Source organism: Anaerovibrio lipolyticus LB2005 (assembly GCF_000621545.1).
Lineage (GTDB): Bacteria > Bacillota > Negativicutes > Selenomonadales > Selenomonadaceae > Anaerovibrio > Anaerovibrio lipolyticus_A.
The window spans coordinates 35,554-52,007 of sequence record NZ_JHYA01000015.1; the positions used below are offsets into that span (position 1 = coordinate 35,554).

Genomic DNA, 16,454 nt, shown 5'->3' on the forward strand with positions numbered 1-16,454 from the left:
CTTTTTAGGCAAGATTTTTCTTTGCCCAGGCAGCCACTTTTGATTCAGAGCCTGCGGCATCTGCCCCTTGTATAGCCATGCCTTCACCGACCACGGCACCATGACAGTACTTTTTCAAAGCAGCAGGAGCCCCGGCAATACCGCTGCCCTCATGTGTCATCACAGGAAATACCTTTTTACCGCTGAAATCCAGCGCTTCAAGCAGGGTAAATACCGCCACAGGATAAGTTCCCCACCAGCACGGACCGGCCACAACAATATTGTCGTATTCCGCCACCGAGTCCAACATTTTCACCAATTCCGGGCGGTCATTGTTACGCAGCTCCTCTTTTGCCTCAACCGTACACTGCGTATAGTCAAGCGCATAGGACTTTTTCGTTTCTACCTCGAATAAATCCGCGCCTACCGCCTTTTGGATAAACTCTGCCACAATTTCGGTATTGCCTTTGGGCAAATCCACAATACTGCCATTTACATAATTCTGCCCCTTACGGGAATAAGAGATTACCAATGTCTTTGCCATAAATATCACTAAATTCCTTTCGTATACATACCAATTGCCTTACTTACATTACTTATTAGCACCAATCACGCCATCTGCTTCTTGGTAATCACAAAATGCTGCTCACGTTCCCTGATAAGCCATTTGCCATCCTGTTTCACCAGCTTATCAGTATAGCGGATGTAGTTGTCCGACACCACATCATGTCCGTTTTCCTCCATCACCAGGGCTGCCCGGCAGTAATGCACATCCGTGGCCCTATCGCCTTCCACTTCAATAACCTGCTGGCCGTTTTGATGGTGTGAGGCCTTAATGCCCCCGGTAAAGGCGCTGAACTGTTTTTCTAGTGTATCCCGCCCATGAATATCCATGGTGAGCTTATCACCCATATAGACCATAACATGAACGTCCTCGGTAAAATACACCATCTTGGCTGGCACATTGCACTCCAGATTGGCAAAACCATCAATAACCTCACGAATCACTTCTTTTGCTTCTAAAATCTCCAATGACATTTTATATTCCCCTTTCATCACATCTGTATTTACTTTTGTTGATTTTATTATAGTCGCCTCTTATTGGAATATCTAATTGTAAGTTTAGATTATTGATTTAATTTTTTTATTAAAATCATTGTTTTTTACCACGCCAACCGCTATACTGCAAATAGAAACAAAGGAGGCCTCACCTATGAACACCAAACAGATGGAATATATATTGGAACTGGCGCAGGTGCTGAATTTCAACCGTGCAGCCGAAAACCTCTTTATTTCCCAGCCCACACTCACTTATCAAATAAAGCTGGCAGAAAAGGAAATTGGCTTTGATATCTTTGAACGATCTGGAAAAGGAGCTGCTCTCACCCCTGCGGGGGCCCAATTCGTGGGAACACTGCGCTCTATATACAATCAACTAACTGCCGCCATTGAACAGGGACAAAATTTTAGTGCCAAATACAAGGAAAGTATTAGCATAACCTTGCCCATACGCTCCGCCATCTATTTTCTTCCCCAAGTCATCTCCCAATTCAGCCGCAGCTATCCTGAAGTCTCAATAGTTGCCAACTTTGACTGGAAGGACGGGCAAAACGCTTTTCTAAAGGGAGAGCATGACGTAACCTTTGCCATGGAATACACCATGAAACGGGTACCAGACGTTATTTGCCACCATCTGTTTAATAGCAAAATATATCTTATTACAGAGAAAAATGATCCATTAACAAAAAAGTCGCTGGTTTTACCCAGCGACTTAAAAGGTCGTACCCTTATGGTAGGCGGTGGCTCGCCGCCTGTGTTACGTGCTCTGCAGCAGCGTATGATTCAGGAAATTCATGTGGATTACTTCAACAGTCCCGACCATGATACCACCCTAACCAACGTAGCAGCTCATCGCGGTGTATGTCTGGCGCCTGGCTTTCTTAACGACCATAATGGTGAATTTGCCTGGCTTGACTTTGACAGTGATGTGGTAATTCCCTGCGGAGTATATACCCACAAAAATGACCAGAGAGAATCCCTCCGTGCCTTCATAAAGCTATTGCAGCACTTCTACATCGACCAGCCGAATTTTAAGGTTTAAAAAAAATACAAAAAACCATAGAGTCCATTTATTTTCCCAATAATTTGTTTACCCACTTTTCAATATCTTTTCTGGCCTCTGCCTGCTCGGTCTGAGCCTTTTTGCCGCGCATTTCCAGTCCCGACAACACGTTGCCCATTGTAGCATCCTTTATAACGCCATTGCTCAAATTTCTCTTCTTTAGAAGAAAAATCTTCCAATTAGCGTTTCAACGAGATTGGAGAATTAGCACCCGTTAGCGTGGGGTTGTAGTTTGTTTTCCCCCACCTAAAGAGGTGGGGGACATCTTAAAGCTCGTTATAGATAATGGATATCTATGCTTTTTAGTAATAGATTACGAAAAAATAATCCATTAAAAAAGTCGCTGGTTTTACCCAGCGACTTAAAAGGTCGTGCTTTACAGCACTTCTACCTTGACCAGTCAAAGTTCAAGGTCTGATTTTTACCACTTCGGGGCAGCCAATCGAGCAGAAAGGCGCAAAAATTTTGGCAAGCTTTAGTGAGGACCGTTGTTTTGTCCCAAACAAGATACACGGTCTGCCCCAGGTCATCTCCCGCTCCTAAAGGTTTTACAACGATACCCCCATCCCTCATTCTGCAATGTTTCATGCAGAATGGGGGATTTTATTTATTCATTCAAATAATGCAGCCAATCCCTCAGCCTTAAGGCTATGGATAACCTTATCCCCCTTGGCGATGCAGGCTAAAACCGACAAACCGGTCATTTCCTCACACATGCGTCGATTATCCTCTTCCATCACATCCCCTGGATGAAAATTATTAAAGATTATACCTTTCAGTGGCAATCCCTTTTGCTGCATATAGGCATGGGTAAGAACCACACCATTAATCGTTCCGAGACCTGCGTCTGCTACCATGACGCTGGGCAGATGCAAATTACGGACGATATCCTCTAACTGGATGCGTTCTTCATCATAGCCAACGGGACAGGTAATACCACCACTGCCCTCCACTACCACATAATCATACTTACGGCAGAGCTCCTGAAATTTTACTTTCACCACCGTCATACGCACTGGATTACCTTCAAGTCGTGATGCTAGGTGTGGAGATACCGCATGTTCATAAACATAAGGACACATGCTGTCAAGACTTTGTGAAATCTGGGCACACTCCTTTACAAACAAAGCATCCCCAGGAATAAGGGTTCCGTCTGGACGGCGGTCATTACCGCTCATAGCAGCCTTGTAATACGCCACATTCATCCCGGCATCATGAAGGGTCTTCACGATAAGGGCCGCCACGTAGGTCTTACCAATCTCGGTTCCTGTGCCAGTAATAAATAGATTCCGGCTCATGCACACACCCCCTTATGAATGGCAGAAGGCTTATCCTCCATTATCCAGACACCACTCCGATAACAGCGCAGGCCGATTCCAGCCGCGGCCAAGCACAGCAGAAAATCCGGTGGCGTCTGTAGAATACCACAATATAGTATAGCCGCCCATAAGGTAATCGTTGCATCAATCACGTAATTGGAAACCACATAAAACCACGCTATACCAACCACATAGACAATAACCATACCCCCTAAATTAGCCAGCAACAGCCGTACATAGGACACTGTTGAGCCGCTGCGGGCATAGAACCCGCCAAACCATGCTTGCAAAATGAAGGCCAGCAGATAGCCAAAGGTAGGTTGCAGTAAATAAGCTGGGCCCCCACCGGAGGCAAATACCGGCACTCCCAACAGCCCCAGCAATACATATGCCGATACCGCTACTGCCCCCAAACGGGCTCCGAGCACCAATCCAGCCAACAGCGTAAATAAAAATTGCAACGTATAGACACCGGTTCCTATCGGAATGCGGATAAAGGTTCCCACAGTAATTAGGGCAATAAACAAACCACATAAGGCAATTTCACGAACAGTAAGATGCTTCATTTATTATTATCCTCCATTATATTTTCACTTACCCACGCCGAAACCATTCCTTCATGACTGTAAAGACATGAACCAGTTCATCATCTGTAAGTATATAAGGCACCATAGAATAAAGATATTTTAGGAATGGTCTGGCAAAAACGCCCCGCTCATAAGCAAACTGCTGATATCCTGCCAGCGTTTGGGCATCGTATACCTCAATGCAAGCACAACCGCCCATAATGCGTACTTCCCGGATACGCGAATCGATAAAGCCCATAAGCTCCCGGCGTGCAATTTCTTCGATATGCGCCACCCTTGTCACGACATCGAGTTCATCAAACAATTCAATGGAAGCCTTGGCCGCGGCACATGCCAGGGCATTGCCCATAAAGGTAGGACCATGCATCAGGGCTTTTTCCGAAGCATCATCATAAAAAGCGGAAAAGACTTTCTTGTTGGCTACAGTAACAGCATGACCGATATGACCACCGGTAAGGCCTTTACCCAATACCAGAATATCAGGTAGTACCACATCAGCCACAAAGCGGTTCCCCGTCCGGCCGAAGCCCGTAGCCACCTCATCGAAAATCAGCAATACCCCATACTTATCGCAAAGCTCCCGGGACCGCTTGAGAAAGGCCATATCGTACATCCGCATACCGCCTGCCCCCTGTAGCAAAGGTTCCACAATAAAACAGTTCAGCTCGTCACCATAACGGGCAAACGCTTTCTCAAGTGCATCAAGCTCGGTAGGAATGTGGATAATATAAGGATTTTTACCATAAACCTGCAGAACGAAATGATAGTCCTCATCATCCCCCACTGCCATAGTTTTGAATGTATCCCCATGATAAGCATGTTCTAAAGCCAATACACTTTTACGGCTGTTTTCTCCCCGATTCACATAATACTGTAAGGCCATCTTTAACGCTACTTCTACCGCCACACTACCCGAATCAGAGAAAAAGCAATAGTTCAAATCCCCCGGCAACCAAGCTGCCAATTTCTCAGACAATTCCTGAACCGGCTTATGAGTAAGACCACCAAGCATCACATGGGAGAATTTAGTCGCCTGTTGACAAATAGCTTCCGTAATCTTGGGCTGATGGTAACCATAGATTACACTCCACCATGAGGAAATCGAATCAAGCAGCTTCGCATCCTTCGTATAAAGATAAGGCCCTTCAGCATCAACAATCTCATAAGGGGCTTTCATCCTCTTCATCTGTTCATATGGATACCAAATCATTGTCTATACCTCCCGTTTGACTGCGTATATTTTTGCATCATCATCACGCCTTTCCAAATCATCACGGTTAAAACGATACTCCTTCTGTTCACAATTGTCAACCTATATTCGCCTTTAGGTTGACAATAAAAATGTACAAAAAAGGGCCGCTACACGTAAATGTAACGTGCAGCAACCCTGTAAAAACTATCGAGGACTCATATTTGGCATAGTCGCTAAACTGGGTCGTATTAAGCATATAGCGTCTTGGTTTCCGCTTGCAGGATTTTGCTGGTGTTACCATTACGCCGCGGACTGCCATTTATGGCAATTAATTTTTCATCATTCAAATCCTCCTATTATTATACACAATTAGCGATACAAATATTTCTTCTCCAACTTTGCCAGAGTTCCGTCCATTTTCAGTTCTGCCAGAACAAAGTTGATGTAGTTCAAAAACTCTTGGTCACCTTTTTGCATGAGTATACCACAGGAATGACGGGTGAAGGGTGCATTCATCAGCGGAGCCGCCAGTTTGTCATTCAATTCGATATAGCGGGCCGCCTCCACGGTTTCCGTTATCATGATATCGGCGTTGCCCTCTGCCACCTGCCGGGGAATATCGGCATTTTCCTGATGAACAATCAGCTTAGCCTGTTTCAGGTTCGCATGGGCAAATTTTTCATTGGTGCCGCCGGGATTAATCATGACGCGCACCTCCGGCTTGTCAATATTGGCAAGGCTTTGATATTTCTTGGCGTCGCTTTTTCGGCACAAAATGGTTTTGCCGAAGGCACCCTCACCGTATGCATCTGACATGGCCATGGTCTTGGCTCTGGCATAGTTTCTGGAGATACCGCACAGGGCAATATCGAACTTCCCGGCCAGTGTATCTGCGGTAAGCGTGGGCCAGCTCGTAGGCACATACTCGATTTTCACACCCAAAGAGTCGGCAATCATTTGCGATAGTTCGGCATCGATGCCTTCATAAGCACCTGTCCGGGGATTTAGATAAGACATTGGAATATAATCACCAGTTGTACCGATACGGATAGTGCCTCTGGCGGCAATGTCTTCCAAATGTCCCGCATAAACCGTTCCCACGGTCAGCAGCATCAGCGTTACCCAACAAAGAAAAACACGAATCTTTCTGTTCATAAAATCATTCCTTTCTCACTAATAATTTTCTCACAATATTGCTATTCGCTCTATTGCATGTTTTTCCCTGTAAAATTATCCAAAAAATTTCGCAAAGCAATACAAAACATCCGTACATCAAAATGGCAGAATGGACTCGGCAACAGCTGCCGTGTCCATTCTGCCAAGAGGCATTCATATTACACTGTACGTCCCTCTATAGGACTGCTTGTATGCTAAATTTGGCGGAATCCATTGCTGCAAACGCCATCATACCCTGAAAAACCTTCTGTTCATTCGCTATTCCTCCCGTTAAAATTTTTTCGCCCACATTTACGGGGCCGCAATCTCTGCACTTCCAAAATCTCCTATATGTCCATGATATCCTCCCTATACTTATCTTCCTCACCGTGAAAGGCTTGTGCGGCATTGCCGGAAACATAACACAGAATCTCAAGCAGGCATTAGCCCTGTCTGCATAAGAATCCCAAAAATATCCGGACAGCCAGTATCCGAAACGAACTGGCTATTTTTTATTTGGTAAAAGTTCATGCAACGAACCTTAAACTTTTTTCCAGTAGCCGCATGACCCATAAAATCACCGTCATGTGTTCCTGTACAAGTCCAGCACACGGCTATTTTCCCAGGCTCTGTCACACAGTCCTCCAAGTGCCATTGTACATCGGAAAATGCTGACCGCATCATGTGCACAATCGCCAAATAACCCTTTGGCCCCGTCAGTGGCTCTGGCTGGGTCGGTGCATAAAATATGGCATCTGCAGCAATCAGCTTTTTTGCCAAAGCTTCATTCGCTGTATTAATCATCGTTTCAAACTCAATCAGTAATTGTTTTTCCTCGCTGTTATTCATGGTCAATAACCTCCTTTCCAATCATCGTATGTTATATGCTACTTTCTTACTCCCCATCAGCATAGACCGGTCAGCCTGCAAAAAACCTTCCATAGCCGTCCAGGTTACGGGGAAATTATCGATAAAGGCAGAATGCCATGCTTTAGGGACAATGCAGAGGCTGGCATTCGGGATATACTGCTCGGCCTCCACCAGCGAAGCATATAATCTTGCCCTGGTGGGAGCCGGCTTTTCCCTAATCCCTAGCCACCTGGCACCGCCCCACAAGGAGCTTGTCTTTCTTCCATGGGAAGAATCTCCCCATGCTCCCATGGGTATCTACTACCAGCAGCAAGCAGCCATGGACAAGAATTCAGCCATTTACCAGTTCATCAGTACATCCAAGAAATGTATCACAGTAAGGAGCTCTCCATCTTAATCAGCCAGCAAGGTCTTGCCCAATTCATAAGCCGCCGCACATTGCTTAGGGAACATCTCCTCACGATAAGCAGCTTTAGCCTGCGGGTCGAATATCGAGGACTCATATTTGGCATAGTCGCTAAACTGTGTCGTATTATACGCATATAGCGTCTTGGTTTCCGCTTGCAGGATTTTGCTGGCAAAACCTTCATGAACAGCAAATTTTTCCCGCATACCAAACTGTTTAACGTGTTCCTCGGTCATATTCATGGTGTAAATAAACGCATTTGGTAACGACTTTGGAAAAACGGTTGGGATTTCATTGCTGTAAATGTAATTGGAAAACAGCAGTCTCTCGATAAAGGCACTCATTCCAGAAGAAAGATTCATAAAATAAACTGGTACGCCCATAATCAACGCATCTGCTTCCTTAATGCGCTCGATAATCGGTGTTAAATCATCCTTCATTGCGCAGGTACCATGCTCCTTGTCCTTGCGTTTGCAATAAAAGCAGCTGATACAGCCTTTGAAGTTCAGACTATAAAGATTGATCAGCTCGGTTTCAGCACCAGCTTCCTGCGCTCCTTTTAAGGCCTGGTGCAATAGCTCTGCCGTGTTACCATTACGCCGTGGGCTACCATTAATGGCAATTACTTTTTTCATCATTCAAGCCCTCCTATTTTCATACACAAATACCTGGGTATCCTTTTCGACACCAACTAAAAATTACCTGCTATGCTAAAAAATAGCCTGACAAAGTCACACACCTTGTCAGGCCACTATGGGAATTCGAATAACTTCAGTGAGACTCTATAGCTCCCACTGACTTACTATCATTTTACAAGCCCTTGGCAAAATCTCTGATTTCATTCAATTTTGCTTCGGATTTGTTTTCCTCACCTGCAGCGGTAAGAATACCAGCTACTTCAATCTTGGCATAGGCCATATAATCCTTAAACTGGGCAATAGATCCATCGTGAGTGCCTGGAGAACCAGAGGAAAGCATAAGAACACATTTCTTTGCCTTCTGTGGCTTGCCGATGCAATATACGCGCTGGATGGCCGCCTGCATCTGAGCTGTCATGGTGAAATAATATACTGGGGAAGCGAAAACAATCACGTCTGCCTCTTTATAGGCTGGCAACAGCTTCTCAAAATCATCCTTCTGAACGCAATTACCCTCACCCTTGGTGTGGCAATACTCACATCCCAGACAACCACCGATTTTCATCTTGCCTACCTGGTATTCTTCTACCTGATGGCCTGCTGCCTCAGCCCCCTCTCGAAAGGCCTGTACCATTGCTGCTGTGTTCATTTTTCTTGGACTGCCGTTAAAAATTGCAATTTTCATTTTTCAAAAACCTCCTAAAAATAATACACCCTACTAACACACACTATTTTTAAAGCATTACCGCTTTAATCCACCGCCATATCCGGCTGCTCCAAAGGCATACCAGTATCCACCAGAATCACCTCATCACCGGTATCAATGAGGAAATTCTGTAAGGTGCTGCGATACTTCACATTCTTGTCGAATTTGTCCTCGCCATCTTCCAAGCCCATGGCAAAGGGCTGTGTCATGAAGCCATTCTCATAAAGTTTTACTGCCTTAATTTCCATAGTTCTATTGCTCCTTTCACATAATCAACACACTAAGAGCCCTGTATTCCCGAAGCTATCCTAGCTGACTACCATAGATTTTAGGTCAAAAACATGACCTCAATGTGACCTTTTACGTCAATTTATTTTTGATAGTTTTCGTGACGTACTAATATTTATCCTGCATAAAAAAGCAATTTAATAAATCGCCATTCTTGAGCGATAGCGTTATAATAGTGGCAATGATGTGTGTAAGTAACAGGAGAATTACCGTGATGTATTCAGTGGATTGCCAGAAAAATTTTATTACTATCGAGGAGTTTAAAGGAAAATACCAGAACCGGGAAAAGTTTCTGGCATACTGTAAGGAATGCCCCAGATACAACAATACCTGGTCCTGCCCGCCTCTTGCCTTTGATGTCAACGAGTATTTAGATAAATATACTTATGTCTATGTGGTCTGTGCCAAAATAACCCTAACTGATCAAGTTATTCGTGAAGCAGATACACCTGACAAGGTAAAGGATATGGGTTGGAAAATTCTATGTGAGGTAAAAGCTAATCTGGAGGAAAATCTCCGAGGCATGGAACGATTGGTTCCAGAAAGTATCTCCTTATCCTCTGGTGGCTGTAACAATTGTAGTATATGCACCCGAAAAGATGGTATTCCATGCAGACTGCCCGACAAAATGCGCTATTCCATGGATGCCTTTGGCTTTGACCTTACAGCTATCACCAAGGACCTGTTTGATATTGATATTCAATGGTGCAAGGATGGTCTGCCAAAATATTTTACCCTGATCCACGGTTTGCTTACTAAAAGTAAGGTAAATGATAGACTTTGGAATCTCTAATAAAAAAGCTGTATGAACGTCATGCTCATACAGCTTTTACTTTTGCTTAAAAATACAATTATTCTGTAATTTTTATTGTCACATCGCCATGTGACAACAAATCTGTCATTTCCTGCTGGGATAAATTAATATGTCCTAATCGGGTATATGCCCAAGAATTTGAACCATAAAAAATTACTATTTTATCACCAGAGTATAAAACAATATCCCCATATTGGGTAGTTGTCGGTGTATCATTTCGAATTAAGCTATGACCTATAGAGCCCACCTGTTCAAAGCCACCATACATTGACATTTTGATGGTTAAAGGCAATAGCTTTTTTAGATTTTCCGTAGATGGATTTTGTTCCCAACTAACCGGAACCTCAAGATTATTAATCATCATTTTCATAGACATTTCCTTATTCTGTTCTGATTTAACCAGCATATTATTCTGGACAGACTGCTCATGGCTTTCAACCACAGAATTTTCATCAGTAATCTGATTTGCCGAACAGCCTGACAGTAAAATCAGCATCGTTAGGCCTGCTACGCCCAATATTTTCCTCTTAATCATAAGAAACTCTCCTCGAGCAAGGCTAGTACATCATTTTAAATGTTTTTTCCGGCCGTCAATGCGGTTTCTAATACAGCATTTCCTGCAATTTCTCCCACTTCGGTTACACCACCACAAAAAATTATATCCTTCAGCTGAGCCTTCTCAAAGCAATCTATCCAGCCCTGTATACCAGTGCGTGTCCCAGCTACCGTTGATTCTTCATCCTCAGCGGCTGTAGCCAGTAAGTAAACATCACGGAATCGATAATCTGAAGGAAATAGTGGATTGGCTCTATCCAACAGGGTCTTAAGCTGCCCACACATGCCATAATAGTACACTGGCGTAGCGAAAACCAATACATCCGCCTGCTTCATTTTTCCCACTATATCATTGGCATCATCATCAATTACGCATTTAAAAGTTTTTTGGCAAGTAAAACAGCCCACACAAAATCCTAAAACTTTATCTCGTAGTGTGATTTGTTCCACATCATGACCGGCAATCTTTGCTCCTTGACCAAAGGCGGAGGCCAATGCCTCTGAATTACTGTTTTTCCTCAAGCTGGAGGAAATAATTACAACACGTTTACTCATTTTCTCTCCTTAAAAAATAATACACAACAATGTAGCTTCAATAATTCGTTTTATTTTAATTTATTATATTCAGCTGCATCTACAGCTTCGCACCACTCATTAGAGGTGTTTTCACCTGATACTTCTATAGCCAAATGCTGGAAGGCCGAGTTCGGAGCAGCACCATGCCAATGCTTTACATTCGCAGGAATATGCACCACATCCCCTGGCTTAAGCTCCTGAGGAGCCTTGCCCCATTCCTGATAATAGCCGCGACCAGCAGTAACGAGCAGCATTTGTCCGCCGCCCTTATCTGCATGATGGATGTGCCAATGGTTGCGACAGCCTGGCTCAAAGGTAACATTACCAATAATGACTTGATCCATGGACAGCATATTTAAATAGCTGGTACCATCAAAATACTGAGCATAATTTACATTTTTGCCCCCTACCGGGAATAGGCTGGTAGCCATAATATTTTCCAGTGTTTCATTGCCTGAAGTGGTTTCATTATTAACTATCATTACTTCTTCCTCCATTCAATATAAACAAATTATTTATAATAATTCCAATCAAAACATACAATCCCAGCAAACAGGCCAGCAATATGGCATAGGCCCCTCCTGGCAACGAGGTGGCCGCCGTGGCAAAAATATGCTTCATCAACAGTCGATTACCTACCTGATTTATGATGGAACTGTAAATTCCAACGATGATGATTATTGCCACCAGACAATATTTATACCAGGGACGAATCCAAACTGATTTATCAATATTCAGCCCCTTCTTCCATTGTCCTAGCCATCCCTTCCAATGCAGTCCCCAATGGATGCCACATAAAATTATTATGCCGTAGCCCAGGGACACATGAAATTGATGAATAGTAATGCTGCGCTGTATATCCAGAGGAATAATTTCCCGGAAGAGGTAGTTGGATATTCCGACTCCGGCTCCAATCACCACCAATACAAGGACTAAAAGCAAAATATTGACCAGGGTATTTATCACACGGCCAGCTTTCCAGGATCCCTGTCGCAGGCCACTAAACCAACGACGATGCTGGTAAATGTGTACCCCCATCAGCAATAGCCATGCCACACCAATTATCTCATGTAATAATTTTGGAATATGATGAAAACACATGACCAATATAAGCATAATAGGTAGCAATATGGTCACTACCATTTGTTTTGATATCTTTTGTTCATTCATTTTTAAAATCCAAGTGCCTTAAACCAGCTATTGATTTCTGCCTCACTGGCATCTTTGGTGAACAATTTACCAGGCTTCCAATTAGCCTTACCCTTAGTTAATTTTTGCAGATAATCACCGCTTGTACCGATGTCACTGCCGCCAGAAGTACAAATATTAGTCATATTTTTCCCGGTAAAATCGTAGCTTTCCACGAAGGTATCCATGATACGTGGTGCCTGTCCCCACCAAATAGGATGCACTAAAATAATGGTTTCATGATCGGAAATTGGTGCTTTATTATCCGCCAATTCTGGACGTACGCTGTCATTCTTCTGCTCCACAGTAGCACGGGTAGTTTCATCATTATAATTTAAATCATCCTTGCTATAAGGCTTAGCTGGACGGATTTCGTACAAATCAGCTCCCAGGGCTTTAGCTGTGTTTTCAGCCAATTGCTTGCTATTACCTGTGGCGGAAAAATATGCAACCAAAATCTTGCTCTTAGCTGCTGGTGCTGATGTGTCTGTAGTCACCTTAGATGTGGTGTCAGGTTTCACCTCAGCCTTTCCTTTATCTGAGCCACATCCCATTATTCCAAGTACGACCAACAGACTGACACAAAGTAGCAAAATCTTTTTCATTCTCTTCATCCTTTCTAAAATTCACATTAACAGTTATCATTCATAACACCAAAGGCCGGAGCTCACACAAAAGCCCCGGCTTGGTATCTATTCTGTTATTTCATATTCTTCTTGAAGAAGTCTTCAATTTTATCAAATGGAATTTTATCCATATTATCGTACAAATCAATGTGAGATGCTTCTGGAACAATCACCAGCTCCTTGTTATCTCCCTTCAGCTTTTTGAAGGCATCCTCACCGAAATAACGGGAATGAGCCTTTTCGCCATGAAGAACCATCACAGCGCTTTGAATTTCATCGCTGTACTGTAAAATCGGCATGGTCATAAGGGAAAGACCAGAAGTCATATTCCAACCGCCGTTGGAGTTAAGGGAACGTGGATGATAGCCCCGCTTGGTCTTGTAATATGTAAAATAATCCTTTACAAACCAAGGTGCATCCTCTGGCAATACATCGGGAACGCCACCGGCATTTTTATAATAACCATTTCTGTAGTCTTCTGTACGCTGATTATTCAATGCCTGACGGTTGGCATAGCGCTCCTTGGCTAAGGTATCAGCATCCTTTTCATAATCAAAATAGCCATTGGCACTGACTCTGGTCATATCATACATGGTAGAAGCCACCGTAGCCTTAATCCTGGTATCCATGGAAGCAGCATTAATTGCCATACCGCCCCAACCACAAATCCCGATTATACCGATACGTTCCGGATCTACATTTTCCTGAGTGGAAAGGAAATCCACTGCAGCTGAGAAATCCTCGGTATTTATATCCGGCGAAGCCACATACCGTGGTGCTCCACCGCTTTCACCGGTAAATGAAGGATCAAAGGCGATAGTCAAATAACCTCTTTTCGCCATCTCCTGAGCATAGAGGCCAGATGACTGCTCTTTTACTGCTCCAAATGGTCCGCTTACCGCTAAAGCCGCCATTTTCCCCTTTGCTTCTTTAGGAATGTACATATCAGCGGCCAAGGTAATTCCATACCGATTTACAAAGGTTACCTTTTTATGATTTACCGCATCACTTTTTGCAAAAACCTTATCCCATTCACTGGTGAGATTAAGTTTTTCTGCCTTTATAACACGATCCGTTTGCTTTTCAGCACTATGCATAATACTTCCCTCCTGCACTGCTGCCTCAGTATTTATTCCTACAGTCATTACTCCCGCACATAACATTGCTGCCAAAATCTGTCTAAATGCTTTTTTCATGCAACCTGCCTCCTTAACTGTCACTATCTCTGTCGATGGTTCAAGTATAACAAAGGCAATAATCTAATACAAATACTTATAGTAAATACGAATCTATGCTTATTTGTAATAGATATAAGTAAACTAATTTATTTTAACTCTTTCCTTATATTTTTCATAATCACCCATAATTTTTTCATATTTATAAGATAATATAATTAACAACATAGGCCTATGAAGTTGAAATAAGTTTATATATCGGAGGTAGATATTATGAAAAAGATTATTACTTGTATGTCCGTTTTAGCCGTTATGATGCTTAGTTGCACTGCATTTGCCAGTGAAGCCTTACAGGATAAAATTGAGCCGCCAGCAACAGGTGCAATAGAAATAGAAGAATCAATGCGCAATACCCCAATCACTGATGAGGGACCAATGACAGATAAGCCAGCCGAAGCTGCCCCTAAATCCAATATGCCGGCAAAAGCACCCGTTGCAGATAATCACCCAACCGTAAACGAGCCAACGGATAAAACCTCATCAACCCCAAAGCCATCAGAAGACAATTCTGTGGACAAGGCCCCAGTAAACCACATTCCACTGGGCCAGCCACATGACAAAACAACAAAATGATAAAATAAGACTCACCCTGGAGGAGCTGTGATTTCGCAGCTCCTCTTTAATTTAATGTAGCCAAATACACCAAAAAGGATTATTCCCCTACGCGTAGAATAATATTCCATATCAAATGAATTAAGGGAGAAATCATAATGGAATTTCGCATATTAAAATATTTCCTTACTGTAGCTAAAGAAGAAAGTTTTTCCCGGGCAGCGGAAAAACTGCATCTTTCCCAACCTACTCTTTCCAGGCAAATAAAGGATTTGGAGGATGAATATGGGAAACAGCTTCTCATACGTGCACCTCGACGCATCTCCCTTACAGAAGACGGAATATTACTTCGCCAACGTGCAGAAGAAATCCTATCTCTGGTAGAAAAAACTGAAGGAGAATTATTAAGCCATGACAGAACAATTGCAGGTGATATCCGTATTGGTGCCGGAGAATCAATTAATTTTTCCCTAATAATGCAGGTGGCAGAAGAACTTCACAGGACATATCCAAATATCCGTTTTCATATAGTTTCTGGTGATGGTGAAACAACCCGTAAGCGCCTTGAATTAGGACTTATAGATTTTGGTTACATATACGGAAAACTTAGCTCCCAAAAATACAGTTATCTTAAACTGCCCGTTAAAGATCGTTGGGTATTAGTTGTGCGTAAAGATGATCCTTTGGCCAAAAAAGAATTCATCACTCCGGCTGACCTTTGGGATGCGCCTCTATTGCTATCACGACAGAGCATTACCCCCATCACCCACGGGGCAGAAGTACAGCAATGGATGCAAAAGCCATTAAAGGACTTGAACATCGTCGGTTCTTATACTCTGTTTTATAACGCTTCTATAATGATTCAGGCAGGATTAGGATGTGCCATTTCCTTTGATGGCCTTATTAATACAACTGGAACTGATCTTTGTATAAGGCCATTAAAACCAGCCATCTATGCCAAGCCAACAATTGTCTGGAAAAAAAATCAAGTTTTTTCCAAGGCTTCCCAACTTTTCCTACAAGCTCTGCAAGAAAAATTTTCATAATATAAAAGCCTCTGCATATCAATATAATGCAGAGGCTATAATTTTTAACCGACAACTTCCAACCGCGGAAGTCCCTGGTATGGCACCCAGGTCCTTCCGGGCGATATGCCACCGGCATATCGCCCCCCCAGGCCGTCCTGTTGTTGGCTGGAGACGACCATTTGCAAAATACAAATTCACATAATAAAAAAGGATTGTCAAACGACAATCCTATTTTTTAACCGGCAACTTCCTATCCTCCCAGGCCGTCTCCAGCCAAGTACTTTCGGCGTTTATGTGCTTAACTACTGTGTTCGGAATGGGAACAGGTGGGACCACATAGCCATCATCACCGGATATTCTATTGGAAGTATGTACCTCCAAAACTATACAGAAACAAGAACCATCTTAGTAAGTGCTTTTTAAGTTAAGCCCTCGACTTATTAGTACTGGTCCGCTTCACATGTCACCACGCTTCCACTTCCAGCCTATCTACCTCATCGTCTATAAGGAGTCTTACCAGATTACTCTGTGAGAGATCTCATCTCAAGGCGGGTTTCACGCTTAGATGCTTTCAGCGTTTATCCCTTCCGAACGCAGCTACCCAGCTGTACAACTGGC

General features: G+C 43.2%; 23 protein-coding genes and 2 rRNA genes. 4 read left to right on the forward strand and 21 right to left on the reverse strand.

What is annotated here, in order from left to right:
- Positions 1-4 precede the first annotated feature (4 nt).
- A complete protein-coding gene (locus T355_RS0111045) occupies positions 5-523 on the reverse strand; it encodes a flavodoxin (protein WP_027397806.1) in 519 nt (172 codons plus the stop codon).
- A 65-nt stretch (positions 524-588) separates the two neighbouring features.
- Positions 589-1,017 (reverse strand): nuclear transport factor 2 family protein, encoded by a 429-nt coding sequence (locus T355_RS0111050; RefSeq protein ID WP_027397807.1) that lies wholly within the window; start codon positions 1,015-1,017, stop codon positions 589-591.
- A 175-nt stretch (positions 1,018-1,192) separates the two neighbouring features.
- On the opposite strand from T355_RS0111050, the gene T355_RS0111055 reads away from it, so the two are divergent.
- A complete protein-coding gene (locus tag T355_RS0111055) occupies positions 1,193-2,080 on the forward strand; it encodes a LysR family transcriptional regulator (RefSeq protein ID WP_027397808.1) in 888 nt (295 codons plus the stop codon).
- A gap of 28 nt (positions 2,081-2,108) precedes the next feature.
- Here the strand turns inward: T355_RS0111055 and T355_RS15320 are convergent, their stop codons facing one another.
- The 11 genes from T355_RS15320 to T355_RS0111110 all read right to left on the reverse strand — a co-directional run bounded on the left by T355_RS15320 (position 2,109) and on the right by T355_RS0111110 (position 9,222).
- Complete coding sequence (locus T355_RS15320; RefSeq protein ID WP_155851721.1) at positions 2,109-2,249, reverse strand: hypothetical protein; 141 nt, start codon at positions 2,247-2,249, stop codon at positions 2,109-2,111.
- A gap of 463 nt (positions 2,250-2,712) precedes the next feature.
- The gene (gene bioD, locus T355_RS0111065; RefSeq protein WP_027397809.1) at positions 2,713-3,399 is read right to left on the reverse strand and encodes a dethiobiotin synthase; all 687 of its coding nucleotides are present in this window, start codon (positions 3,397-3,399) and stop codon (positions 2,713-2,715) included.
- On the reverse strand, positions 3,396-3,986 hold the full coding sequence (locus T355_RS0111070) for a biotin transporter BioY (RefSeq protein WP_027397810.1): 591 nt from the start codon (positions 3,984-3,986) through the stop codon (positions 3,396-3,398). Before T355_RS0111070 ends, bioD begins: the two co-directional genes overlap by 4 nt.
- A gap of 28 nt (positions 3,987-4,014) precedes the next feature.
- On the reverse strand, positions 4,015-5,217 hold the full coding sequence (gene bioA / locus T355_RS0111075; RefSeq protein WP_027397811.1) for an adenosylmethionine--8-amino-7-oxononanoate transaminase: 1,203 nt from the start codon (positions 5,215-5,217) through the stop codon (positions 4,015-4,017).
- A gap of 230 nt (positions 5,218-5,447) precedes the next feature.
- Positions 5,448-5,546, reverse strand: a complete 99-nt coding sequence (locus T355_RS15495; RefSeq protein WP_231483031.1) for an NAD(P)H-dependent oxidoreductase — start codon at positions 5,544-5,546, stop codon at positions 5,448-5,450.
- 22 nt (positions 5,547-5,568) lie between these two features.
- Entirely contained in the window at positions 5,569-6,354 is a 786-nt protein-coding gene (locus T355_RS0111080) for a transporter substrate-binding domain-containing protein (RefSeq protein ID WP_027397812.1), read from the reverse strand.
- A gap of 432 nt (positions 6,355-6,786) precedes the next feature.
- Positions 6,787-7,203 carry an ester cyclase gene (locus T355_RS0111090; RefSeq protein ID WP_027397814.1) on the reverse strand — a complete coding sequence of 139 codons (417 nt, stop codon included), beginning with the start codon at positions 7,201-7,203 and terminating at the stop codon, positions 6,787-6,789.
- Between the two features lie 21 nt (positions 7,204-7,224).
- Positions 7,225-7,515 (reverse strand): hypothetical protein, encoded by a 291-nt coding sequence (locus tag T355_RS0111095; protein ID WP_027397815.1) that lies wholly within the window; start codon positions 7,513-7,515, stop codon positions 7,225-7,227.
- A 102-nt stretch (positions 7,516-7,617) separates the two neighbouring features.
- Positions 7,618-8,268 (reverse strand): flavodoxin family protein, encoded by a 651-nt coding sequence (locus T355_RS0111100; protein WP_027397816.1) that lies wholly within the window; start codon positions 8,266-8,268, stop codon positions 7,618-7,620.
- Between the two features lie 172 nt (positions 8,269-8,440).
- A complete protein-coding gene (locus T355_RS0111105; RefSeq protein WP_027397817.1) occupies positions 8,441-8,953 on the reverse strand; it encodes a flavodoxin family protein in 513 nt (170 codons plus the stop codon).
- A 65-nt stretch (positions 8,954-9,018) separates the two neighbouring features.
- Positions 9,019-9,222, reverse strand: coding sequence for a hypothetical protein (locus T355_RS0111110; RefSeq protein ID WP_027397818.1), 204 nt, complete (start codon positions 9,220-9,222; stop codon positions 9,019-9,021).
- 254 nt (positions 9,223-9,476) lie between these two features.
- Here T355_RS0111110 and T355_RS0111115 point away from each other — a divergent pair, with 254 nt between their 5' ends.
- Positions 9,477-10,055 (forward strand): DUF2284 domain-containing protein, encoded by a 579-nt coding sequence (locus T355_RS0111115; RefSeq protein WP_027397819.1) that lies wholly within the window; start codon positions 9,477-9,479, stop codon positions 10,053-10,055.
- 58 nt (positions 10,056-10,113) lie between these two features.
- Here the strand turns inward: T355_RS0111115 and T355_RS0111120 are convergent, their stop codons facing one another.
- From T355_RS0111120 to T355_RS0111145, 6 genes are all read right to left on the reverse strand, one after another.
- Positions 10,114-10,611, reverse strand: a complete 498-nt coding sequence (locus T355_RS0111120) for a cyclophilin-like fold protein (RefSeq protein WP_051555552.1) — start codon at positions 10,609-10,611, stop codon at positions 10,114-10,116.
- Positions 10,612-10,646: 35 nt separating this feature from the next.
- Positions 10,647-11,186, reverse strand: a complete 540-nt coding sequence (locus T355_RS0111125; RefSeq protein WP_027397821.1) for a flavodoxin family protein — start codon at positions 11,184-11,186, stop codon at positions 10,647-10,649.
- Positions 11,187-11,236: 50 nt separating this feature from the next.
- Positions 11,237-11,689: a cupin domain-containing protein gene (locus tag T355_RS0111130; protein WP_051555553.1), complete on the reverse strand. Its 453-nt coding sequence runs from the start codon at positions 11,687-11,689 to the stop codon at positions 11,237-11,239.
- Positions 11,679-12,263, reverse strand: coding sequence for a hypothetical protein (locus T355_RS0111135; RefSeq protein WP_231483032.1), 585 nt, complete (start codon positions 12,261-12,263; stop codon positions 11,679-11,681). The genes T355_RS0111130 and T355_RS0111135 overlap by 11 nt, the downstream gene beginning before the upstream one ends.
- Before the next feature lie 116 nt (positions 12,264-12,379).
- Entirely contained in the window at positions 12,380-13,000 is a 621-nt protein-coding gene (locus T355_RS0111140) for a flavodoxin (protein ID WP_027397824.1), read from the reverse strand.
- Between the two features lie 95 nt (positions 13,001-13,095).
- On the reverse strand, positions 13,096-14,217 hold the full coding sequence (locus T355_RS0111145) for an alpha/beta hydrolase (RefSeq protein ID WP_027397825.1): 1,122 nt from the start codon (positions 14,215-14,217) through the stop codon (positions 13,096-13,098).
- Positions 14,218-14,469: 252 nt separating this feature from the next.
- On the opposite strand from T355_RS0111145, the gene T355_RS0111150 reads away from it, so the two are divergent.
- Both T355_RS0111150 and T355_RS0111155 read left to right on the forward strand, forming a co-directional pair.
- Positions 14,470-14,829, forward strand: a complete 360-nt coding sequence (locus tag T355_RS0111150; RefSeq protein ID WP_027397826.1) for a hypothetical protein — start codon at positions 14,470-14,472, stop codon at positions 14,827-14,829.
- A 137-nt stretch (positions 14,830-14,966) separates the two neighbouring features.
- Positions 14,967-15,854, forward strand: a complete 888-nt coding sequence (locus T355_RS0111155) for a LysR family transcriptional regulator (RefSeq protein WP_027397827.1) — start codon at positions 14,967-14,969, stop codon at positions 15,852-15,854.
- A 219-nt stretch (positions 15,855-16,073) separates the two neighbouring features.
- Here the strand turns inward: T355_RS0111155 and rrf are convergent.
- Positions 16,074-16,190: ribosomal RNA gene (rrf, locus tag T355_RS0111160) — 5S ribosomal RNA — on the reverse strand.
- A gap of 66 nt (positions 16,191-16,256) precedes the next feature.
- A 23S ribosomal RNA gene (locus T355_RS0111165) occupies positions 16,257-16,454 on the reverse strand; the annotation flags it as partial.